Origin of the sequence: Pigmentiphaga sp. YJ18, from assembly GCF_038066655.1 — a bacterium.
Taxonomy (GTDB): domain Bacteria; phylum Pseudomonadota; class Gammaproteobacteria; order Burkholderiales; family Burkholderiaceae_B; genus Pigmentiphaga.
Genome location: NZ_JBBUKU010000007.1, coordinates 1 through 18786, shown reverse-complemented (window position 1 = coordinate 18786; position 18786 = coordinate 1). Strand labels below are relative to the sequence as shown.

The window sequence follows — 18786 nt, the reverse complement described above, 5'->3', positions numbered from 1 at the left end:
GGGCGGATCAGGCCTCGCGGTAGAAGCAGAACTCGATTTCCACCGTGGCGTTCAGCGGCAGCGCCACGACGCCCATGGCGGTGCGAGCGGGCGGGGTCGCGCCTTCGGGGAAGTAGCCTTCCCAGACACGGTTGATCTCGGCGAACTGATCGAAGCGGGTGGTGAAGATGCGGGCGATGACGAGCTGGTCCAGGGCCAGGCCGTATTCGGGCAGGGCGGCCAGCATGTTGCGCATGATCTTGTCCGTTTCCGCGGCGACACCGCCGCTTTCCAGCTGGCCGCTCTGGGCATCGAGCGCGATCATGCCGGCCAGTTGGTAGTAGGGGCCGGCCTGGATGCAGGGGGTGTAGCGGAAGCGGGGCTTGGGCAGCGTCTTGGCGTAGTGGGCTTGCAAGGGCATGGTGGAGGGCCTGGAAGGAAAGGCCCGTAGTCTACTCCGCGTAGGGTTGGCCGAGTTCGGGGTGCGCGCGCAGATGGGCCTGGAGCGCGCCGCGCATGCCGCCGTTTCCGATCATGGCGCGTATCTCGGGCGCCAGGGGCGGGTAGCGGTGCATCTCGCCGGTGGCGCATCGTGTGACGGTGCCGTTGGCGTAGTCCACTTCGATTTCGTCGCCGTCGGACAGCGTATCCACGATGCCGTGGCAAGAGGCCAGCGCGGGTACGGCCAGCGCGACCACGCCCTGGAAGGCGCGCACGGACATGGACTCGCACAGGATGCCCAGGCCCAGCGCCTTCATGGCGATGATGCCGGTGTTGTGCGCCTTGCCGGCCAGGAAGTTGCGGCCGGCGACGATCAGGTCGCCTGGGCGGATGCGGCGGCCCAGGCCGGGATCGAGTTCGGCGAAGAGATGCGGGATCAGTTCGTCGGGATTCGTGTTGCGGGAAAGCACGATGTCGAACGCCATGACTCCGCCGTCGTGGGGAACGTCATGGCCCAGCACGTGGGCGGTGCCGCGTTGTATCCAGTTCATCGACGGGGACTCCTCAATGTGCCCGGGCGCGGATCGGCGATCCTGCCGGCGACGGCGGATGCGGCCACGGTGAGCGGACTGCCCAGGTAGCAATGGGCATCCTTCGCGCCCATGCGGCCCTGGCCATTGGTGGCGGCGGTCGAGATCGACACTTCGCCGGAGGCCAGCGGCCCGCCGGCGCCGCCGGCGCAGGGACCACAGCCGGGTGGGAGCAGGATGGCGCCGGCGTCGAGGAAGCGCTGGGTGAGGCCGTCGCGCGCCATGCGCCCGGCCGTCTCGACCGTGCCCGGCACGACGATGAAACGCACTCCGCTTGCCACGCGGTGGCCGGCAAGCACGTCGGCGGCGGCCTGGAAGTCTTCATACATGCCGGATCCGCAGGATCCCAGGTAGGCCTGGTCGATCGCGACGCCCAGCGTATCGCCGACGGGCACGGCCCGATCGGGGGCGCCCGGCAGGGCCACTTGCGGCTCCAGGTGCGAGACGTCCAGCACGAGCGTATGTTCGAACCGGGCGTCGTCGTCGCTTTCCAGCCAGCTAGGGTCGCGGGCCGAGCCCAGCGGCGACATGGGCGGAAACAGGATGTTGAGCACGCCGATCTCGGTCAGGGTATTGCACAGCGCGACGCGGCCCGACAGTGGCAGGCGGTCGCAGTACGCGCCGCCGAACTCGACCACGCGATAGTCGAATTCGACGCCCAGTTCACCCGAGGTCAACCGATGGGCCAGCCAGAAGCCGACGTCGCGGGGATGCACGCCGGGCGGCGCCTCGCCCTCCAGCGTGACGCGCAGCGTGTGCGGCACGACGGTCCAGGTCGTGCCCGTGGCCAGCACCGACACCACGTTGGGCCCCGCGCGCATCGCGAATGCCCCGATGGCGCCGAAGTTCGTGCAGTGCATGTCGTAGGCGAAGAGGAACATGCCGGGCCTGACCAGGCCGCTTTCCATGGGAAAGAGGTGGCCGTGCCCGCCCTGGCCGGCATCGTGGAAGTGGCCGATGCGCCATTCTCCGGCGATGCGCCGGTTGGCGCGGCCCCGCAGGATCGAGGCGGGCGTGGTGTAGACCACCTGGTGGTCGGTGACGAAGACCACCCGCTCCGGATGCGTGACGCGGCGATAGCCGATGTCGTGCAACTGCTTGTAGGCGGTCTCGACGTAGCCGTCGTGCAGGATGACCAGTTCGGGCTCGGGCAGCACGATGTCGCCCGGCCTGACCGAAGTCTTGCCGCTGGCGCGCGCCAGCATCTTTTCAACGAGAGTCATGCCCATGTGGCAGCTTCCATGCTTGGGGCCGGTCATGGCCGGCCGCTGACGGCCTGCGCGTACGAGGCGCCGGCACGCACCTGGGCATCGGCGTCGCGCTCGAAGGCCAGGCGGGCGGCCAGCCGCTCGGCGAAGGTGTCGAAATACTGCCGGCCGATGACGACGACGCCGTCATCGTCGGCGCAGACCAGATCGCCCGGATGCACGATCTGGCCGCCCATCGCCACGGGTATCTGGAACTCGGCCGTACCGTCCTTGCGGCTGCTGCGCACCGTGCCGCCGCGCGCGAATACCGGGAACCGCAGCGCGCGGATCTCGGCCAGGTCGCGCACGCGGCCGTTGGTGACGCAGCCGGCCAGTCCGCGCATCTGCGCGGCCAGCGAACCGGTGCCGCCCAGTGCGCACGTGTCCGGGTCTGCGCCGGTGTCGATGACCAGCACGGAGCCGGGGGGCGCCAGGTCCAGCGCCCGGTTCGCCGATCCGCTGCGGTGGGGCGGCGCGCTTACGGTGTATGCCGGGCCGACGCAGACCGCCCCCTGCACTTGCGCGGCGATGGACGCATCCAGGTCGCCGCGGCGGCCCAGGGCTTCATAGGCCGCGGCCGCGGAGGCGCAGGCCAGCAAGCCCACGAGTTGTTCCACATCCATTCCCATGACGTTCCTCAGTCGAGTTGAATCTTCACTTCCTTGGCGACGCGTGCCCACTTGCCTCGCTCCGCGTCGATGAAGCGGGCGAACTGTTCCGGCGTGTTGGGCATGGGCAGGAGGCCCTGGCCGCGCAACTGGCGCACCACGTTCGGCTCGGCAAGAATGGCCGCGATGGCCTGGTGCAGCGTGCCGATGATGGCGGGGGGCGTGCCCGCGGGCGCCATGAAGCCGTTCCAGTCGAACATCTCGTAGCCCGGCAGCGTTTCGGCCACCACCGGCGTGTCGGGAAATTCGGCCACCCGTTGGTCGCTGGTGAGCGCCAGCGCGCGCAACTTGCCCGCCTTGACCATGGGCCAGGCCGGCGGTTGTCCGCCGAAGGTCAGGGTGACGGCACCGCTGGCGACGCCGGTCAGGGCTTCGGGCGCGGTCTTGAACGGCACGTGGGTGATGGAGATGCCCGCCAGCGTCTTGAAGTATTCACCCGACATGTGCGAGGCCGTGCCGTTGCCGGCCGACGAGAAGGTCAGCTTGCCGGGATCGGCCTTCGCGGCGGCGATGACGTCGGCGATCGACTTGTAGGGTGACTCCGCGGAAACGACGACCAGCAGGGGCGTGCGGGCCGACAGCATGATGGGCGCGAAGTCCTTGACCGGGTCGTAGGGCAGCTTGCTGTACACGTTCGGGTTGATGGTGAGCGTGCCGATGTGGCCCACGGTCAGCGTATAGCCGTCCGCGGGGGCACGGGCGGCGGCGCCCAGGCCTATGGTCCCCCCGGCGCCCGCGCGGTTCTCGACCACGAACGGTTGCCCGAGGCGCTCGCCCAGGTGCTGGGCGATCAGGCGCGTGATGGTATCGGGCGACGAGCCCGCGCCATGCGGAACGATGATGCGCACCGGGCGAGCCGGATAGGACTGGGCGCTGGCGCCCTGGGGCGCGGCGGCGAGGGCGGCGGCCAGGGCAAGCGCCGTAGCCAGGAGCCGAGAGTGCAGCGGCATGGTGTGTCTCCTCGAGGGTTGGAAGGCCTGTTCGCCTTTTTGTATGACAAATATTATTTTTATAGGCGAAAATATGCCATGAAATGGGGTGAATTTTCAATAATGTAAGACAATTTTGGAGGGGCAATGAAAATGCCCGGATGGGAAGACCGCCCGGCCGCGTCGTTACAATGCAATTCCCGTTGCCGCGACCATGACCCATGGACCGAAAAATCGTTGCCTTGAGCGAGACCGCCATGCCGGCCGGCGATCCGGCCCGGCAGCAGCTGGCCGACCGTTTGCGCGATGCCATCACCGAGGGGGTCTATCTTCCGGGTGACAAGCTGACCGAACGGGAGCTTTGCGAGCGTTTTGCCGCCAGCCGCCCCTCGATGCGCGAGGCCATCCGGCAACTCGACGGCGAAGGCTTGCTGGAAGTGGCGCCGCATCGCGGACCTGCCGTGCGGGCGATCGATGAAGCCCAGTTTCAGGAGCTTCATGAAGTGCGGGTGGCCCTGCAGAAATTGGCGGCGGCGTGTTTCGCGTTGCGTGGCACGCCCGGACAGATGGACGCCTTCGCCCTGCGCATCGACGAATTCGAGCAGGCGCTGGTTTCGCGCGACGTGCCGCGCATACGCGCGACCAAGCATCAGTTGTTCGAGGCTTTCATCGCGGGGGCGCGCAACGAGCCGCTTGCCGCCTTCATCCGCAAGATCAATGCGCGTCTGGGGTTCCTGTGGGCGTCATCGATGAACCATCCGAACCGGCCGGCGGAAAGCGTGGATGAGTTCCATCGTCTTCTGGGCGCGATACGTGAGCGCGACCCGGAAGCCGCGCAGGCGGCCATCGTGCTTCAGAACCAGCGTGCCCGCGCCGTCGGGCTGCACGCGCTCGAACTGTTCCAGAAACGGCGGGCGTCGTCGTGAGCGCGCTAGCGCTGGCGCAACGGCGCCAGCAGGTGCGACAGGCCGTTGTGGTCGATCTCGTGCATCAGCGCCAGCAGGCGCCCCAGTTCGCCGGGCGGGAAGCCCTTGCGGGCGAACCAGGCCAGGTAGGGGCCGGGCAGGTCGGCGATCAGCCTGTCCTTGTATTTGCCGTAGGGCATGGCGACCGTCGTCAGGCGTTGCAGGTCTTCGGGATTCATGGAAGGGGACGGCGTGGCGGCAAGGATGGCCTCGTGGATCTTGCCCGCATTGTGCACGAAGCGCGGGTGCCGCGGCATGCGCCGCCATGGCGGATAAGTATTTGACATTTAAAGATTGTCGGGATCACACTGGCGCCTTCCAACGACGAGAGGGGCGGGCCATGGATACGATGGTTGGCGGGTCTTGGGGACGGCGTGTGGCCGTGGCGGCCGCCGTGGGGCTATTGGCCGCATGCGCGGCACGCGGGCCGGGGGGCGCGGCGACGTCGGAGGCCGCGGATGCGGTCTATGTCAACGGCAAGGTCGCCACGGTCGACGCCGCTTCTTCCGTGGCGCAGGCCTTCGCGGTGCGCGCCGGGCGGTTCGTCGCGGTGGGGACGACCGAGCGCATCATGGCCTATGCGGGACCCGCCACGCAGGTGGTCGACCTGCGCGGGCGCACGGTCGTGCCCGGCCTGGCGGATTCGCACCTGCACGCCGTGGGCGGGGGGCCCGGCATCGACCTGTCGGCCACGCGCTCGATCGCCGATCTGGCCGCCAAGGTGGCCGAGGCGGCCAAGGGCGCCAAGCCGGGACAGGTGCTGGTGTCCAACAGCGACTGGCACGAGGCCCAGCTGAAGGAACAACGGCTGCCTACCGCGGACGAACTGGAGGCGGCCGCGCCCGGCGTGCCGGTGATCCTGGTGCGCGGCGGCCACAGCTATTTCCTCAACAATACGGCGTTGGCCAAGTACGGCATCACGCCGGCGACGCCGGTGCCGCCGGGCGGCGCGATTCCGCGCAACGCCGCCGGACGCCTGACCGGCGAGCTGACCGACACGGCCAAGCGCCTCGCGCCGCTGCCGCCTCCGCCGCCGATGACGCTGGCGCGGCTCGAGGCGCAGCAGAAGAAGCTGAACGAATACGGCCTGACCAGCATCCGGATACCGGGCACGAACGTGGCGGCCTATCGCCAGTTCCAGCAACTGCGCGACAGCGGCAAGGCCACGGTCCGCTACAGCATCCTGTTCCGTCCCAAGGACCTGGCCGACTTCCGGTCCAGCATCGTGGGGGGCGGCATCCGGCAGGGCGAGGGCGACGAGTGGGTCAAGGTCTGGGGCATCAAGATCAGCGTGGACGGTGGCTTCGAGGGCGGCTACATGACCCGGCCCTACGAAGGGGAGATGGGCAAGGGCGGTACCTACTACGGCTTGCAGACCATTCCGCAGGCGACGTTCAACGAGTACGTGGCGGGCATCAACCAGGCCGGCTGGCGCGTGGCGGTGCACGCGGTGGGCGATGCCGCCGTGGACGAAGTGCTGCAGGGCTACGAGCGGGCCCATGCCCAGCGCGACATCCGCGCGCAGGGCTGGACCATCGAGCACGCCTTCATTACGCGCCCCGACCAGTATCCGCGCATCAAAGCGATGAACCTGCGCATGTCGGTGCAGGACCATCTCTACCTGGCCGCGCCGGTGCTCAAGCGCTACTGGGGCATGGACCGCGCCTCGCAGGTCACGCCGCTCAAGACCTACATGGAGCAGGGCTTCATGCTGGCCGGCGGCACCGATTCGCCGGTGATTCCGGTCAATCCATTCTGGGCCATGTACCACTTCCTGACGCGGGACACGATTTCCGACGGGGTCTACGGTGCCGACCAGGCCGTGCCTTCGCGCGACGCGGTGCTCAGGCTGATGACGATCAACAACGCCCGCCTGACCGACGAGCAGGACATCAAGGGGTCGATCGAGCCCGGCAAGCTGGCGGATTTCGTCGTGCTGTCGGCCGACTATCTCAGCATCCCGGCGGCCGAGGTGCAGCGGCTGAAGGCGCTGGCGACCTACGTGGGCGGCAGGCAGGTGTACCGGGCCGAGTCGTTCTGAAGCGGGGTGGTCACGGTTTCAGGACCACCTTCACGCAGCCGTCCTCCTTGTCGCGGAAGATCTCGTACATGTCCGGTCCGTCCTCCAGCGCTTCGCTGTGGGTGATGACGAAGGAGGGGTCGATCCGGCCTTCGGCGATGAGTTCGAGCAAGGCCTGGCTCCAGCGCTGGACATGGGTCTGGCCCATGCGCCAGGTCAGGCCCTTGTTCATCGAAGCGCCGAACGGAATCTTGTCGATCAATCCGCCGTAGACGCCGGGAATGGACAGCACGCCGGCCGGGCGGCAGACGTAGATCATTTCCCGCAGCACGTGGGGACGGTCGCTTTCCAGCATCACCGCCTGCTTGGCCCGGTCGTACATGGCGTCCAACGAGCGCGCGGCGTGCGATTCCAGGCCCACCGCGTCTATGCATTTCTCCGGCCCCTTGCCGCCGGTCAGGTCGCGCAGGCGTTCGACCACGCTTTCCTGGTCGAAGTCGATGGGGGTGGCGCCCGCCTGGGCCACCATGGCCAGCCGCTCGGGAACGTGATCGATCACCACCACCTGCCGGGCGCCCTGCAACTGGGCGCTGCGCATGGCCATCAGCCCCACCGGCCCGGCGCCCCAGATGGCGACCGTGTCGGAGGGCTGGATGTCGCACTGGGCCACGGCCTGCCAGCCGGTGGGCAGGATGTCGCCCAGGAACAGCACCTGTTCGTCCGGCAGATCGGCGGGCACCTTGATGTGGGTGGTATCGGCATGCGGCACGCGCACGTATTCGGCCTGGCCTCCGGCATAGCCGCCCGTCAGATGGGTATAGCCGAACAGGCCCGCCGTGGCATGCCCGAAGACCTTGTCGGCCAGTTCCTTGTTGCGGTTGGTGCGCTCGCACACCGAGTAATTGCCGCGCCGGCATTGCTCACAGGCGCCGCAGGCGATGGTGAAGGGCACGACCACGCGGTCGCCCACCTTCAGGTCGCGGGTGTCCGATCCCACCTCGACCACTTCGCCCATGAACTCGTGTCCCATGACGTCGCCGGCTTTCATGCCGGGGATGAATCCGTCGAACAGGTGCAGGTCGGAGCCGCAGATGGCGCAGGCGGAGACCTTGACGATGGCATCGCCCGGTTGCTCGATGCTCGGGTCCGGCACGGTTTCGTACCGGATGTCTTTCTTGCCATGCCAGCACAGTGCTTTCATGACGTTCTCCTTCGTCGTACGCGCCGGGTTGCGCGAGCCTGGACGAGCAGCAAGCGCCGTGCCGTCCGCGCCGCGCACTAAAATCCACGCATGAGCAGCCATTTCCGTGTCCGTCGCGTCGATATCGTCGTCTATCCCGGGTTCAAGTCGCTGGAGGCGATCGGCCCCTTGTGCGTGTTCGACTACGCCAATGTGCACTTGCGCAAACGCGACCTGCCGCCGGCCTACCAGGTCGAGATTGCCGCACCGCAACCCGGGGTAGTGCAATCGGATACCCTGATGTCGCTGCACGCCAGCAAGGGCCTGGACAGCCGCGATCTGCCCGATGCCGCCATTCTGGTGGGCGCGCGCAACATCGAGGAAGCCATGCGGCACTCGCCGGCCATCGTCGACTGGGCGGCGGCGGTCGCGCCCCGCATCGCGCGGCTGGCCGCCCTGTGCTCGGGCAGTTTCTTTCTTGCTGAAGCAGGGCTGCTGGACGGCCGGCGCGCCACCACGCACTGGAGCGTGTCGCGCCTGCTCCAGCAGCGCTATCCGCGCATCGACGTGCAGGCCGATGCCATCTACATCCGGCAGGGCAACATCTGGACCTCGGCCGGCGTCACGGCCGGCATCGACCTGGCGCTGGCCATGGTGGAAGAGGACTGCGGCCGCGACCTGGCCCTGGAGGTCGCGCGGGACATGGTGGTCTACCTGAAGCGTCCGGGCGGGCAGTCGCAGTTCAGCATGCACCTGAACAGCCAGACCACCAGCCATCCGGGCATACGCAAGACCCAGGACTGGATCCTGTCCAACCTGCACCAGCCGCTGGCCGTTTCCGACCTGGCCGCCCATGCGGCCATGAGCCTGCGCAACTTCACGCGCGTGTTCGTGCGCGAGACCGGCGCCACGCCGCAGGCCTTCGTCGAGACGGCAAGAGTGGACCTGGTGCGCCGGCTGCTGGAGGACGCGGCCCTGCCGCTCAAGACCGTGGCCGCGCGGGCCGGCTTCGGCTCGGACGCCCAATTGCGCAAGGTGTTCCAGCGCCACCTGGGCGTCACGCCCCGCGCGTATCGCGAGCGTTTCGCCAGCGCGGGCAGCAGCGGCGGGGAAGGCTAGGCCTCGATCGGCAACCCGGTGAAGTTCTCCGAGAAGGCCCGCCGGCCCGGCTCGGATCCCGTCATGTAGTCCAGGTCGGCCCGTTGCAGGCGCCGGGCGAAGTCGCTCTGCCCCGGGAAGCTGTGCACCATGGTGCACAGGCCGGCCGAGAACCGGTGCACCAGCCACATGCGCCGCAGGCAGGTTTCCGAATAGCTGTCCAGGAGCCGGGTGGAGCCCTGGCGGTAATACGCTGCCAGCGCGCGGCCGAGCACGCGTATGTCCGCCACGGCGGAGTTCAGCCCCTTGGCGCCGGTGGGCGGGACGATGTGCGCGGCGTCGCCGGCCAGGAACAGGGCGCCATGGCGCAGCGGCTCGACCTGGAAGCTGCGCATGGCGGTCACGCCCTTCTGCACGATGGGGCCTTCGATCAGCGGCGGCATGCCGGGAACGTCCAGGCGTTCGTGCAGCGCGCTCCAGATGCGGTCGTCGGACCAGTTGTCCGGATCGTCGTCCGGTTCGCATTGCAGGTAGAGGCGGCTGCGCGTGGGGGAGCGGAAGCTCAGCATGGCGAAGCCGGTCTCGTGGCAGCCCCAGGTGACGTCGGGCGCGGCCGGTGGGACCTCGGCCAGGATGCCCAGCCAGCCGAAGGGATAGACGCGGTCGTAGGTCTTCATCACCGACGCCGGGATGGCGTCGCGGCAGATGCCGTGGAAGCCGTCGCAGCCCGCGATGAAGTCGCAGCGCACCGGCCTGCCTTCCGGGCCGGCCAGGATGGTGGGCGAGGGGCCTTCCAGGTCCCGGATGGCGGTGACCGGGGTGTCGAAGCGCAGGTCGCCGCCGGCGGCCAGCCGTGCCTCGATCAGGTCGTGCACCACTTCATGCTGGGGATAGACCATGACCGTGCGGCCGATTTCCTGCGCGAAGTCTATGCGGTGCGAGGCCCGGGCGTAGCGGAAGTCGAGGCTGGTTTGCGGCATGCCCAGGCGCTGCATGCGTTCGCCCAGTCCGACCTCGGCCAGTAGATCGACCGTGCCTTGTTCCAGCACCCCGGCCCGCAGGCGCTGCTGCACGTGTTCGCGGCTGCGGTTGTCGAACACGATGGATTCGATGCCTTCCCGGTGCAGCAGGTGGGAAAGCAGCAGTCCGGCGGGGCCGGCCCCGACGATGCCGACCTGGGTACGCTCGCTCATACCGGCTCCTCCAGCGTGATCAGGCCCATGCCGGTGGTCATGGGGGCGTAGTAGTGGCGGTGGACGCGCCGCGCCCGGTTCGACAGCGCGCCGCGCATGACCAGCCACATGATCAGCTCGATACCCTCTGCGCCGTAGCGTTCCATCAGCGTCTGGTGGGTGAGCTCGCACAGGCTGTCGGGGTCGCGTTCGATGCGGTCCAGGAAGTCCTGGTCCCAGTCCTGGTCCATCTTGCCGAAGTGGGGGCCGGTCAACTGATGGGACATGCCGCCGGTGCCCAGGATGACGACGCGCAGATCGGCCGGGTAGGATTCGACGGCCCGCCGTATGGCCTGGCCCAGCCGGTAGCATCGGCGCGCGGTGGGCAGAGGATGCTGCAGCACGTTGACGGCGAAGGGCACGGCCGCGACGTTCCATCCGGGCGTATGGTCGAAGCACAGGTGCATGGGCACGAGGAATCCGTGTTCGACCCGCATTTCCTGGCAGACCGTCAGGTCGAACTCGTCGTAGACCAGCGATTCGCACAGGTGCTGCGAGAATTCCAGGTGGCCGTCTATGGGCGGCAGCGGGCGTACGCCGAAGCCTTCGTCGGCGATGTCGTAGCGGTCGGCCGCGCCCACGGCGAAGGTCGGATATTTGTCGAAGAAAAAATCGGCGCCGTGGTCGTTGTAGACCATGATGGCCACGTCGGGCTTGAGCTCCTCCAGCCACTCGCGCACCGGGACATAGGCGTCGAACAAGGGGCGCCAGGCCGGCGTGGCCTGCTTGCCGCGGTCGTAGGCCGCGCCGATGGAGGGCACGTGAGAAGTGCCTATGCCTGCGATGATGCGTCCCATGTCAGACCGCTCCCTTGTCGTTGCGGGTGGCCAGGAAGGCCTCGTAGCTTTCTCCGCGCATACGCGCGCCCATGACGTAAAGGCCGTTGCCGGTGACCACGCCCAGCTTGAGCAGGAAGTAGATGTTGGCGCCGGCGTCGAGCAGGCCGGTGAAATCGCGCGCGCGTATCAGCGCCTTCTGTTCGTGGGACAGGCCGAAGCGGGTCATGTAGGCTTCTTCGTCCGCCCGGTAGGCATCGCGGTTGGCGGCCTCGCTAAGCGAGTTGCAGAGCTTGTTGATGCGGTATCCCTTCCATGAAAGACGCAGGTCGAAGACGTGCGAATCGGCGATCGGCCGTGTCCGGTCGCGTTGGGGAAGTGTCATGGGCAATGCTCCTTGGGTAGAGGGAAAACGACCAGGGCCGCGCCGGCGTATGGCGTTGCGGCTGCTGGGCTTTTTATGGAGAATGACTCTAGCTTTCATGTCCTTGATTGTTCTAATCAACCGCCGTCGGCACAGGAGCAGCCATGTCCTTCGAGCAGCCCGCAAATTGCGAGGAACTCCTGAACTACCGGATAGCCAGGCTGCTGTCGGTCAGCGGGGCGCTGGTGATCCGGTTGTGCGAAGGCCGCTACGGCATCAGCCGGCGGGAATGGCGCTTGATCGCGATGCTGGCCGACTACGGCACGCTGGCGCCTTCCGAACTGGCCGAACGCGCGCATACCGACCGGCCCCTCGTGTCCCGCGCCATCAGCGACCTGGTCGCCAAGGGGTTGGTGTCGCGGGTCGGCCGCAGCAGCGACCGGCACCGCGTGGCCATCGAACTGACCGACAAGGGCAGGGCCCTGCACGCCGAGCTGTTTCCCATCACCGCCGACATCAACGGCCGCATCCTGCAAGCACTGGGGCCGGAAAGAATCCGGGAGCTCGACGGCATGCTGAACGTCCTGACCCGCACGGCCGAACAGATCAACCAGGACTACCCGCTCAAGGAAAAGGCCGATCGCCGGAACGGCGGGAGCCGCCAGTGGACCTCGTCGAAGCCGGACCTGGCGGGCGTCTGGTAGGCCGCCCGCGCCGGCCTGTCAGTTGTTCGACGTGGCGCCCGAGGCCTTGATCAGGCGCGCCCATTTCGTGATTTCCGCTTGTTGGAATTGGCCCAGTTGCTCCGGCGAGGACGCCGAGACCGTCAGCCCTTCCTGCACGAATGCGGCCCGCGTCGAGGGCTTGCCCATGGCACGCGCGATCTCGTGGTTCAGCTTGAGCACGATGTCGGCCGGCGTGCCCTTGGGGGCGAACACCGAGAACCACAGCACGATTTCGTAGCCGGGGACGCCGGCCTCGATCATGGTCGGCAGTTCGGGCGCGGCGGGCGAGCGTTCGCGGCTGGTCACGGCCAGCGCCCGCAGCTTGCCGGAGCGCACGATGGGCATGCCGATCGCGACCGAGTCGAACAGGATGTCGGCATGGCCGCCCATGACGTCGCTGACGGCCTGCGCCGGACCGCGCGCGGGGATGTGGACCATGTCGATGCCCGCCAGCGACTTGAACAGGTCGCCCGACATGTGGCCCGAGGTACCGATGCCCTGCGAGACGAAGTTGAGCGAGCCGGGCTTGCGCTTGGCGAGCTGTATCAACTCCTGCACGCTGTGCGCCGGGACCGAGGGATGCACCATGAGGACGTTGGGCACCGTCGCCAGCAGGCTGACGGGCTCGAAGTCGCGCACCGCGTCGTAGGGCAGGTTGGCAAGCAGGGTGACGTTGATGGCGTGGGTCGCATGGGTGCCCAGCAGGATCGTGTAGCCGTCGGCGGGCGCCTTGGCCACCAGGTCGGCGCCGATGGTGCCGCCCGCGCCGGGCTTGTTTTCCACGATGACCGGCTGCTGCCAGGCTTCCTGCAGGTCGTGCGCCACGCTGCGCGCCAGCTTGTCGGTCAGCCCGCCGGGCGTGAAGGGAACGACGAGGCGGATGGGCTTGCCGGGGTAGGCGTCGGCGGCGCCGGCACAGGCCTGCGTCGCCGCCAGGGCGAGCGCCAGGCCGGCCAGCAGCGGCGAGGCTCGGTGGAAACGAGGGTATGGACGGTGGGACATGGTGGCCTCCTTGGGCGGCACGCAAGCGGAACGGGTGGGTGGGCGGGCGACCGGCGGGCGTCAGGGCGCCGTCGAGGTCGCGGGGGCGGCGGCCGCGGCGTCGGCGGCCGCCATCTTCTCGATCATGCGGCGGGCGCGGCTCGGGCCCGCGTCGATGCGCAGCCAGGCCAGTTGGCGCACGCCGGTGGCATCCTGTTCGCGCTGCATGGCGGACACGATGACGTTGTCCTCTTCGAAAGTGCGGCCCATGTCGCGCATCAGCCGCTGGTCGAGTTCCTGGTCGCCCACGCCGAAGTTGCGCACGTGCAGCCAGAAGAAATGCGTGGCCGTGTCCGTCTCGGGCGTCAGGAACTTGTAGCTGAACGCGCGCAGGCCGAGGTCCATGTTCGCTTCCGTATGCTCCTGGCCGGCCTGCATCGTCACCACGTCCACGCGCGAGGTGCAGGGCGGGAAGAAGTGGTAGTACTGGCAGCGGTCGGCCAGCCCGCTGAAGTTGGCGTTCTTGCGGTCGATGGGCGGCGGTTCGGCGTCGAGCGTCCAGCGGTAGGTCACGATGTGGCCCTCGCTTTCCTCGATGACGGGAGCAATGTCGCTCGATGCCGGATTGCCGATGGTGCCCGGATGAACGTAGGTCGTGTGGGCCGGGTCCTGAAGGTTCTCGACGATGTTCAGGTAGTGCGAGCGATGGTGCTGGGGGGCGCCCCAGATGACGGTCCAGCCCGGCGCGCCATAGCGTTCGATGGCGGGAATGAGCCCGGGGTCGGCCTGTTCCGGGTCGCCCATCCAGATCCAGGCGGCGCCGTATCGTTCCGTGACGGGAAAGCTGCGGACGCGCGCGGCGGGGGGGATGTTGGCCTGGCCGGGAACGTGCACGCAGGCGCCGGTGTCGTCGTAGCGCAGGCCGTGATAGCCGCATTGCAGCGTGTCGTCCACCACGCTGCCCAGCGACAGGGGCACGAGGCGGTGCGCGCAGCGGTCCAGCAGGGCCGCAAGCCGGCCGTCGCGCTGGCGGAAGGCAACGACGGGTTCGTCCAGTACCCGCCGGGCGAAAGGCCCGGTGCCGATTTCTGCGGTCCAGCCCAGTACGTACCAGGCGTTGCGAACGACGTGCTCCACGAACGAATCTCCTTGAACCGGACCGCCACGGCGTGGCGGCTTCGATGCGGGAGACTCTATCGGCGGCGAACTGAATTGTTCTATACAACGACGGGCGGGGGTTTTCCCGCCCGTGCGTCTAGTTCAGCCGGATGCCGGCCTGGGAGATCAACTGGCGCCAGGTGCGGATTTCGTTCGCCAGATAGGCCCGGAATTCCTCGGGGGTCGAACCTACCGTGTCCACGCCTTCCGAAGTCAGGTAGGCCTGGATGTCGGGCGAGGCGAACGCCTGGCGGATGGCTTCGTTCAGCTTGTCGACGATGGGGCGGGGAGTGTTGGCGGGTGCGGCGTAGCCCCACCAGCCTTCGGCCTCGTAGTCGGGAAATCCCGCCTCGGCGATGGTCGGCACCTGGGGCAGTTTGGCCCAGCGCTTCTTGGACGTGACCGCCAGGGCCTTGAGGCGTCCCGCCTTGATCGAGCCGCTCGCGCCCGCGTAGGTGGCGAAAGTGAAATCGACCTGGCCGCCGATGGCGTCGTTCATGGCCGGGCCGGCGCCCTTGTAGGGGACGTGCAGGATGTCGATCTTCGCCATGCTCTTGAGCATTTCGCCCATCAGATGGGCGTTGCCGCCGGTGCCGGAGGACGAATAGGACAGGGTGCCCGGCTTTTCCCGCGCCATGCGCACGATGTCGGAAACGGAGTTCGCGGGAAACGCCGGCCCGGACACCAGCAGGAACGGCGAGGTGGCGACCATGCTGATGAAGCTGAAGCTGTTCAGCGAGTCGTAGGGCAGCTTGTCCATCGCGACGGCGTTGATGGCGTGCGCGCCCGGCAGCTGCAGCAAGGTATAGCCATCGGGCGGGGCCTTGGCCACGAAATTCGTGCCGATGACGGTTCCGCCGCCGGGTCGGTTGTCGACGATGACGGGTTGGGACAGGGAGTTGGACAGCTTCGCGGCGATGGCGCGGGCGAGCGCATCGTTGAATCCACCGGGACCGAAAGGCACGACGATGCGTATCGGCTTGCCGGGAAAACCGTTCAGAGGATCCGGGGCGGCCGCGTGCGAGGCGCGGGCCACCAGGCCTAGCGAAAAAAGGACCGACAGGCCGATGACCAGGCCATGCTTCATGTTCGTGCTCCTCATGATCCGGCCAGGCGGCCGGGGTTGTCTCGAAGAATGGCGATCCGGTCTTCGACCGGAAATGCGCGGATGAGTGTTTCGAAAAGCGTGCCGTCGTCCGGCGTGCGCGCGGGCGCGAAATAGCCGGTATGGGGCCAGTCGCTGCCCCAGGTGAGCCGGTCCAGCGCGTTTTCCGCCAGCCGCCGCATCAAGGGGATCGCGGTGTCGAACGAGGCGCCGGGCGCGCAGACCCGGTCAGCGCCGGACAGCTTCACCCAGACGTGGCGCTGCTGCGAGAGCCGGAGCAGCGCGCGCTGGGGCGCGCTGTCCAGGCCGTCGGCGATGGCGACGCGGCCCAGATGATCGATAAGGACCGGTGCGTCCAGGCCGGCTATCCAATCTTCGAGTTCAGGCAGCCGGGCGCCGTCGAAGTGGAGTTGGACGAACCACCGCCATGGACGTATGCATCGCAGCACGTGCTGCACGATCGAGGGATCGAGGCGGCCGCCGTGCTGGGGATTGAAGGCGAAGCGGACGCCGCGCGCGCCGCGCCGGTGCAGGTCGCGCACGGTTTCCGGCGTGCAGGTTTGGTCCAGGCGCACGACCGCCAGCAGGCGTTCCGGCGCCTGGCCGACGGCCTCCAGGTAGATGTCGTTGCACGGACCCTGGGTATTGGCGTGGACCACGAAGGCGCGTTCCAGGCCCAGCGCATCGAGCAGCGTGAAATAGTCTTCCAGCCGCGCCGCGGGCGGGGTGTAGTGCCGGTCGGGGGAATAGGGATGGCGGCTTTCGGGACCGAGGACATGGAACTGCGTGTCCCAGCATCCCGCGGGCGGGCGCCAGGAAGGGGCGGACACCGTCGTGCGCGGACCCAGGCAGGGCGGGATCTGATGGCTCATATGCGGGTTCCAACCTGGCGCACGACTTGATCGACGACGGCGCCGGCCGCGCCGAGATAGCGGCACGGATCCAGCAACTGCCGCAAGGTGTCGCGGGACAGCGCGCCGCGGATCGCGGGCATGTCCAGCAGGGCATCGAGCAACGGGCGGTCCTGATCCACCGAATCGGCGCAGGCCTGGTGGACCAGGTCGTGCGCGCGCAGCCTGCCCAGCGCGGGCGCCAGCGCCATCTGCACGGCTTCGGCGACGATCATGCCGCCGGTCGCGTCCAGGTTGCGGCGCATCCGCCGGGTATCGACACGCAGGCCATCCAGCAGCGCCAGCATCTTTTCCAGGCAGGCGTGGCTCTCGATGAAGGCTTCGGGCACGACGCGGCCTTCGATGAAACCGTGTCCGGAGCGTTCCTGCTCCTGCCGGACCGCGCCGATCATGGCGTCGGCATTGCGCTGCACCAGCGTGGCGCCGGTCATGATCTGCCAGGACAGGATGGGGTTGGCCTTGTGCGGCAGCGTGCTGGACATGCCGGCGGTGCCGGCCGTCGGTTCCGCCAGTTCGCCGATTTCGGTCCAGGCCAGGTGGGCGATGTCCTGGGCGATCTTCGCCAGGCTGGCGGTCAGCAGCGCGAGGAACTGGACGACTTCGGCCACCGCGTCACGCGCGCTGGACGCGGAGGCCAACGGGATGGGCAGCCCCAGGCGGTCCAGCACCTCGCGCTGCACGGCCAGCGCCTCGGTTCCCATTGATGCCAGGGTGCCCATGGCGCCCGCCAGTTCTCCGTCGATGGGCCGGGCAAGCAGGGTCCGCAGGCGCTCGGCATGGCGCAGCAGCGGCACCGTCCAATGGCTCAGCTTCAACCCGAAGGTGATAGGCAGCGCGTGGCCGCCGAAGCCGCGTCCCGCCATCGGGGTATCGCGGTAGCGCGCGGCCAGCACGGCCAGGCGCTCCAGGACGCCGGCGAGCAGGCTATCCAGGCGCGGCAGGGCCGCGTTGACCTGGCGCGCGCGAGCGCTCAGGAGCAGGTCCTGCGTGGTGCTGCCCCAGTGCAGATATTCACCGGCTTCGCCGCATGCATCGGCCAGTTGGCGCACGAAGGCAGCGACGGGGAATCCGACCTGTCCGCTCGCACGCTCCAGCGATGCCAGGTCTATGGCCGAGACCTTGGCGTCGCTGCCGATGCGTTCGGCGGCCCATGGCGGAATGAGTCCGCGTTCGGCTTGCACCTGCGCAAGTACCTTTTCGTATTCGACGAAGAAAGCAACCGTGGCATGGGTGGAAAACAGTTGGTCGAAAGAGGGCATGAAGGCGTTTCCACGTTCTCGGTTTAGTAGTAATAATAGATACTACTAAAAAAATGAGCAAGCGGCCGTGCAGTAAACTCGGGAAAACCGCCACCACGCCAAGTCCATGCCCAAGACCATCGATCGCGAATCGCGCAGTGCGCGCGAAGATCTCCAGCAGACCTTGCAGCGCCTGGGATTCAACGAAAACGAGGCTCGCGCCTATATCGCGCTGGCCAATTCCTATCCCGCCACGGCCTACGAGATCGCCAAGCGCTCGGGGCTGCAGCGTGCCAATGCGTACGGCGTCCTGCGTTCGCTCGAGGCCAAGGGGGCCATCCAGGCAGTCAACGAATCGCCGGTGCGATACGCGCCGCTCGACCCCGAGGACTATTTCGGCAACCTGGCCCATTCCACGCAGGCGCTGTGCGCGTCCGCGGCGCGCGACATGGCCGCGCTGGCGCAGCCGGACAACGACACGTTCATGTGGTTCTACGAGGGGGCCGATGCGATCGACCGGAAGACGGTGGACCTGATTCAGGCCGCCGGCCAGCGGATCTGGATCAAGGGTCCCGATGCGCTGATCTCGCCGCTATTGCCGGAGCTGCAAGCGGCGTGCGAGCGCGGCGTGCAGGTCATCATCATCGGATTCGGCTCCGGCATCCAGGACCTCAAGCGCCACCCGGACATGGTGGTGCTGCCTCACGAAGGCGATGCGACCGTTTCACGCGGCGCGACGGACGTGATGCTGACGATGACGACCGATTTCGACGGCGTGCTGATTTCCACGCGGGCGCCCGGACTGGCGCCGAGCGCGTCCTATGCGCGCAACCGCTCCATCATCTACGTTGTCCAGACGCTGCTGTTGCACGAGATCTATCTCGCGGAAATGCTGACCAGCATGGGTGAGGAGATCGAAGGCCGGTTCGGCAAGGGGCTGTCCAGGCTGCGCAAGAAATACCGGCCGCCCGGGATGGAAAAGCACGTGCTGGAAGGGTCTTGAAAGGTCCCCCGGGGCGCCCGATGGGCGTCCCGGGGAAACCGGGGCCGTCAGTACAGCACGACCGAGCGGATGGACTGCCCGCTCTTCATGAGGTCGAAGCCCTCGTTGATGCGTTCGAGCGGCAGGGTGTGGGTGATGAGTTCGTCGATCTTGATCTTGCCGTCCATGTACCAGTC

The 18786-nt window shown here is 67.8% G+C and carries 20 protein-coding genes and 1 pseudogene; 5 read left to right on the top strand and 16 right to left on the bottom strand.

Annotated features, from left to right (window positions below; all coding sequences use genetic code 11):
- Positions 1-7: 7 nt before the first annotated feature.
- The 5 genes from WKR98_RS28360 to WKR98_RS28340 are packed head-to-tail and all read right to left on the bottom strand — an operon-like array spanning position 8 to position 3875.
- Positions 8-400, bottom strand: coding sequence for a RidA family protein (locus WKR98_RS28360; RefSeq protein ID WP_124690027.1), 393 nt, complete (start codon positions 398-400; stop codon positions 8-10).
- A 31-nt stretch (positions 401-431) separates the two neighbouring features.
- On the bottom strand, positions 432-971 hold the full coding sequence (locus WKR98_RS28355) for a hypothetical protein (protein ID WP_124690026.1): 540 nt from the start codon (positions 969-971) through the stop codon (positions 432-434).
- Positions 968-2233, bottom strand: coding sequence for a 3-isopropylmalate dehydratase large subunit (locus WKR98_RS28350; protein ID WP_341435317.1), 1266 nt, complete (start codon positions 2231-2233; stop codon positions 968-970). The genes WKR98_RS28355 and WKR98_RS28350 overlap by 4 nt, the downstream gene beginning before the upstream one ends.
- Before the next feature lie 32 nt (positions 2234-2265).
- Positions 2266-2880, bottom strand: coding sequence for an RraA family protein (locus WKR98_RS28345; protein WP_341435316.1), 615 nt, complete (start codon positions 2878-2880; stop codon positions 2266-2268).
- A 14-nt stretch (positions 2881-2894) separates the two neighbouring features.
- On the bottom strand, positions 2895-3875 hold the full coding sequence (locus WKR98_RS28340; protein WP_341435315.1) for a Bug family tripartite tricarboxylate transporter substrate binding protein: 981 nt from the start codon (positions 3873-3875) through the stop codon (positions 2895-2897).
- A gap of 221 nt (positions 3876-4096) precedes the next feature.
- On the opposite strand from WKR98_RS28340, the gene WKR98_RS28335 reads away from it, so the two are divergent.
- Positions 4097-4780 carry a GntR family transcriptional regulator gene (locus WKR98_RS28335; protein WP_341435314.1) on the top strand — a complete coding sequence of 228 codons (684 nt, stop codon included), beginning with the start codon at positions 4097-4099 and terminating at the stop codon, positions 4778-4780.
- A gap of 5 nt (positions 4781-4785) precedes the next feature.
- Here WKR98_RS28335 and WKR98_RS28330 read toward each other — a convergent pair whose 3' ends face one another.
- On the bottom strand, positions 4786-4998 hold the full coding sequence (locus tag WKR98_RS28330) for a DUF3820 family protein (RefSeq protein ID WP_341435375.1): 213 nt from the start codon (positions 4996-4998) through the stop codon (positions 4786-4788).
- A 161-nt stretch (positions 4999-5159) separates the two neighbouring features.
- On the opposite strand from WKR98_RS28330, the gene WKR98_RS28325 reads away from it, so the two are divergent.
- Entirely contained in the window at positions 5160-6860 is a 1701-nt protein-coding gene (locus WKR98_RS28325; RefSeq protein WP_341435313.1) for an amidohydrolase, read from the top strand.
- A gap of 10 nt (positions 6861-6870) precedes the next feature.
- On the opposite strand, the gene WKR98_RS28320 is transcribed toward WKR98_RS28325, so the two are convergent.
- On the bottom strand, positions 6871-8040 hold the full coding sequence (locus tag WKR98_RS28320) for a zinc-dependent alcohol dehydrogenase (RefSeq protein WP_341435312.1): 1170 nt from the start codon (positions 8038-8040) through the stop codon (positions 6871-6873).
- A gap of 90 nt (positions 8041-8130) precedes the next feature.
- Between WKR98_RS28320 and WKR98_RS28315 the strand changes: the two genes are divergently transcribed.
- A complete protein-coding gene (locus WKR98_RS28315; RefSeq protein ID WP_341435311.1) occupies positions 8131-9138 on the top strand; it encodes a GlxA family transcriptional regulator in 1008 nt (335 codons plus the stop codon).
- Here the strand turns inward: WKR98_RS28315 and WKR98_RS28310 are convergent.
- The 3 genes from WKR98_RS28310 to WKR98_RS28300 are packed head-to-tail and all read right to left on the bottom strand — an operon-like array spanning position 9135 to position 11510.
- Positions 9135-10310, bottom strand: a complete 1176-nt coding sequence (locus WKR98_RS28310; RefSeq protein ID WP_341435310.1) for a 4-hydroxybenzoate 3-monooxygenase — start codon at positions 10308-10310, stop codon at positions 9135-9137. The genes WKR98_RS28315 and WKR98_RS28310 overlap by 4 nt on opposite strands.
- On the bottom strand, positions 10307-11146 hold the full coding sequence (locus WKR98_RS28305; RefSeq protein WP_124690018.1) for a class III extradiol dioxygenase family protein: 840 nt from the start codon (positions 11144-11146) through the stop codon (positions 10307-10309). Before WKR98_RS28305 ends, WKR98_RS28310 begins: the two co-directional genes overlap by 4 nt.
- Before the next feature lies 1 nt (position 11147).
- The gene (locus WKR98_RS28300) at positions 11148-11510 is read right to left on the bottom strand and encodes a protocatechuate 3,4-dioxygenase (RefSeq protein ID WP_341435309.1); all 363 of its coding nucleotides are present in this window, start codon (positions 11508-11510) and stop codon (positions 11148-11150) included.
- A 143-nt stretch (positions 11511-11653) separates the two neighbouring features.
- Between WKR98_RS28300 and WKR98_RS28295 the strand changes: the two genes are divergently transcribed.
- Positions 11654-12193 carry a MarR family winged helix-turn-helix transcriptional regulator gene (locus WKR98_RS28295; RefSeq protein WP_341435308.1) on the top strand — a complete coding sequence of 180 codons (540 nt, stop codon included), beginning with the start codon at positions 11654-11656 and terminating at the stop codon, positions 12191-12193.
- Between the two features lie 18 nt (positions 12194-12211).
- Here the strand turns inward: WKR98_RS28295 and WKR98_RS28290 are convergent, their stop codons facing one another.
- The 5 genes from WKR98_RS28290 to WKR98_RS28270 all read right to left on the bottom strand — a co-directional run bounded on the left by WKR98_RS28290 (position 12212) and on the right by WKR98_RS28270 (position 17628).
- Positions 12212-13216, bottom strand: a complete 1005-nt coding sequence (locus WKR98_RS28290) for a tripartite tricarboxylate transporter substrate binding protein (protein WP_341435307.1) — start codon at positions 13214-13216, stop codon at positions 12212-12214.
- A gap of 60 nt (positions 13217-13276) precedes the next feature.
- Positions 13277-14332: an aromatic ring-hydroxylating dioxygenase subunit alpha gene (locus WKR98_RS28285; protein WP_341435306.1), complete on the bottom strand. Its 1056-nt coding sequence runs from the start codon at positions 14330-14332 to the stop codon at positions 13277-13279.
- 118 nt (positions 14333-14450) lie between these two features.
- Positions 14451-15440, bottom strand: coding sequence for a tripartite tricarboxylate transporter substrate binding protein (locus WKR98_RS28280; RefSeq protein ID WP_161567840.1), 990 nt, complete (start codon positions 15438-15440; stop codon positions 14451-14453).
- Between the two features lie 11 nt (positions 15441-15451).
- Entirely contained in the window at positions 15452-16330 is an 879-nt protein-coding gene (locus WKR98_RS28275) for an amidohydrolase family protein (RefSeq protein ID WP_341435305.1), read from the bottom strand.
- On the bottom strand, positions 16327-17628 hold the full coding sequence (locus tag WKR98_RS28270) for a class-II fumarase/aspartase family protein (RefSeq protein WP_124690011.1): 1302 nt from the start codon (positions 17626-17628) through the stop codon (positions 16327-16329). The genes WKR98_RS28275 and WKR98_RS28270 overlap by 4 nt, the downstream gene beginning before the upstream one ends.
- Before the next feature lie 106 nt (positions 17629-17734).
- Between WKR98_RS28270 and WKR98_RS28265 the strand changes: the two genes are divergently transcribed.
- Positions 17735-18610: a TrmB family transcriptional regulator gene (locus WKR98_RS28265; protein ID WP_341435304.1), complete on the top strand. Its 876-nt coding sequence runs from the start codon at positions 17735-17737 to the stop codon at positions 18608-18610.
- Between the two features lie 47 nt (positions 18611-18657).
- On the opposite strand, the pseudogene WKR98_RS28260 reads toward WKR98_RS28265, so the two are convergent.
- Positions 18658-18786: pseudogene (locus WKR98_RS28260) on the bottom strand (S-(hydroxymethyl)glutathione dehydrogenase); the annotation flags it as partial.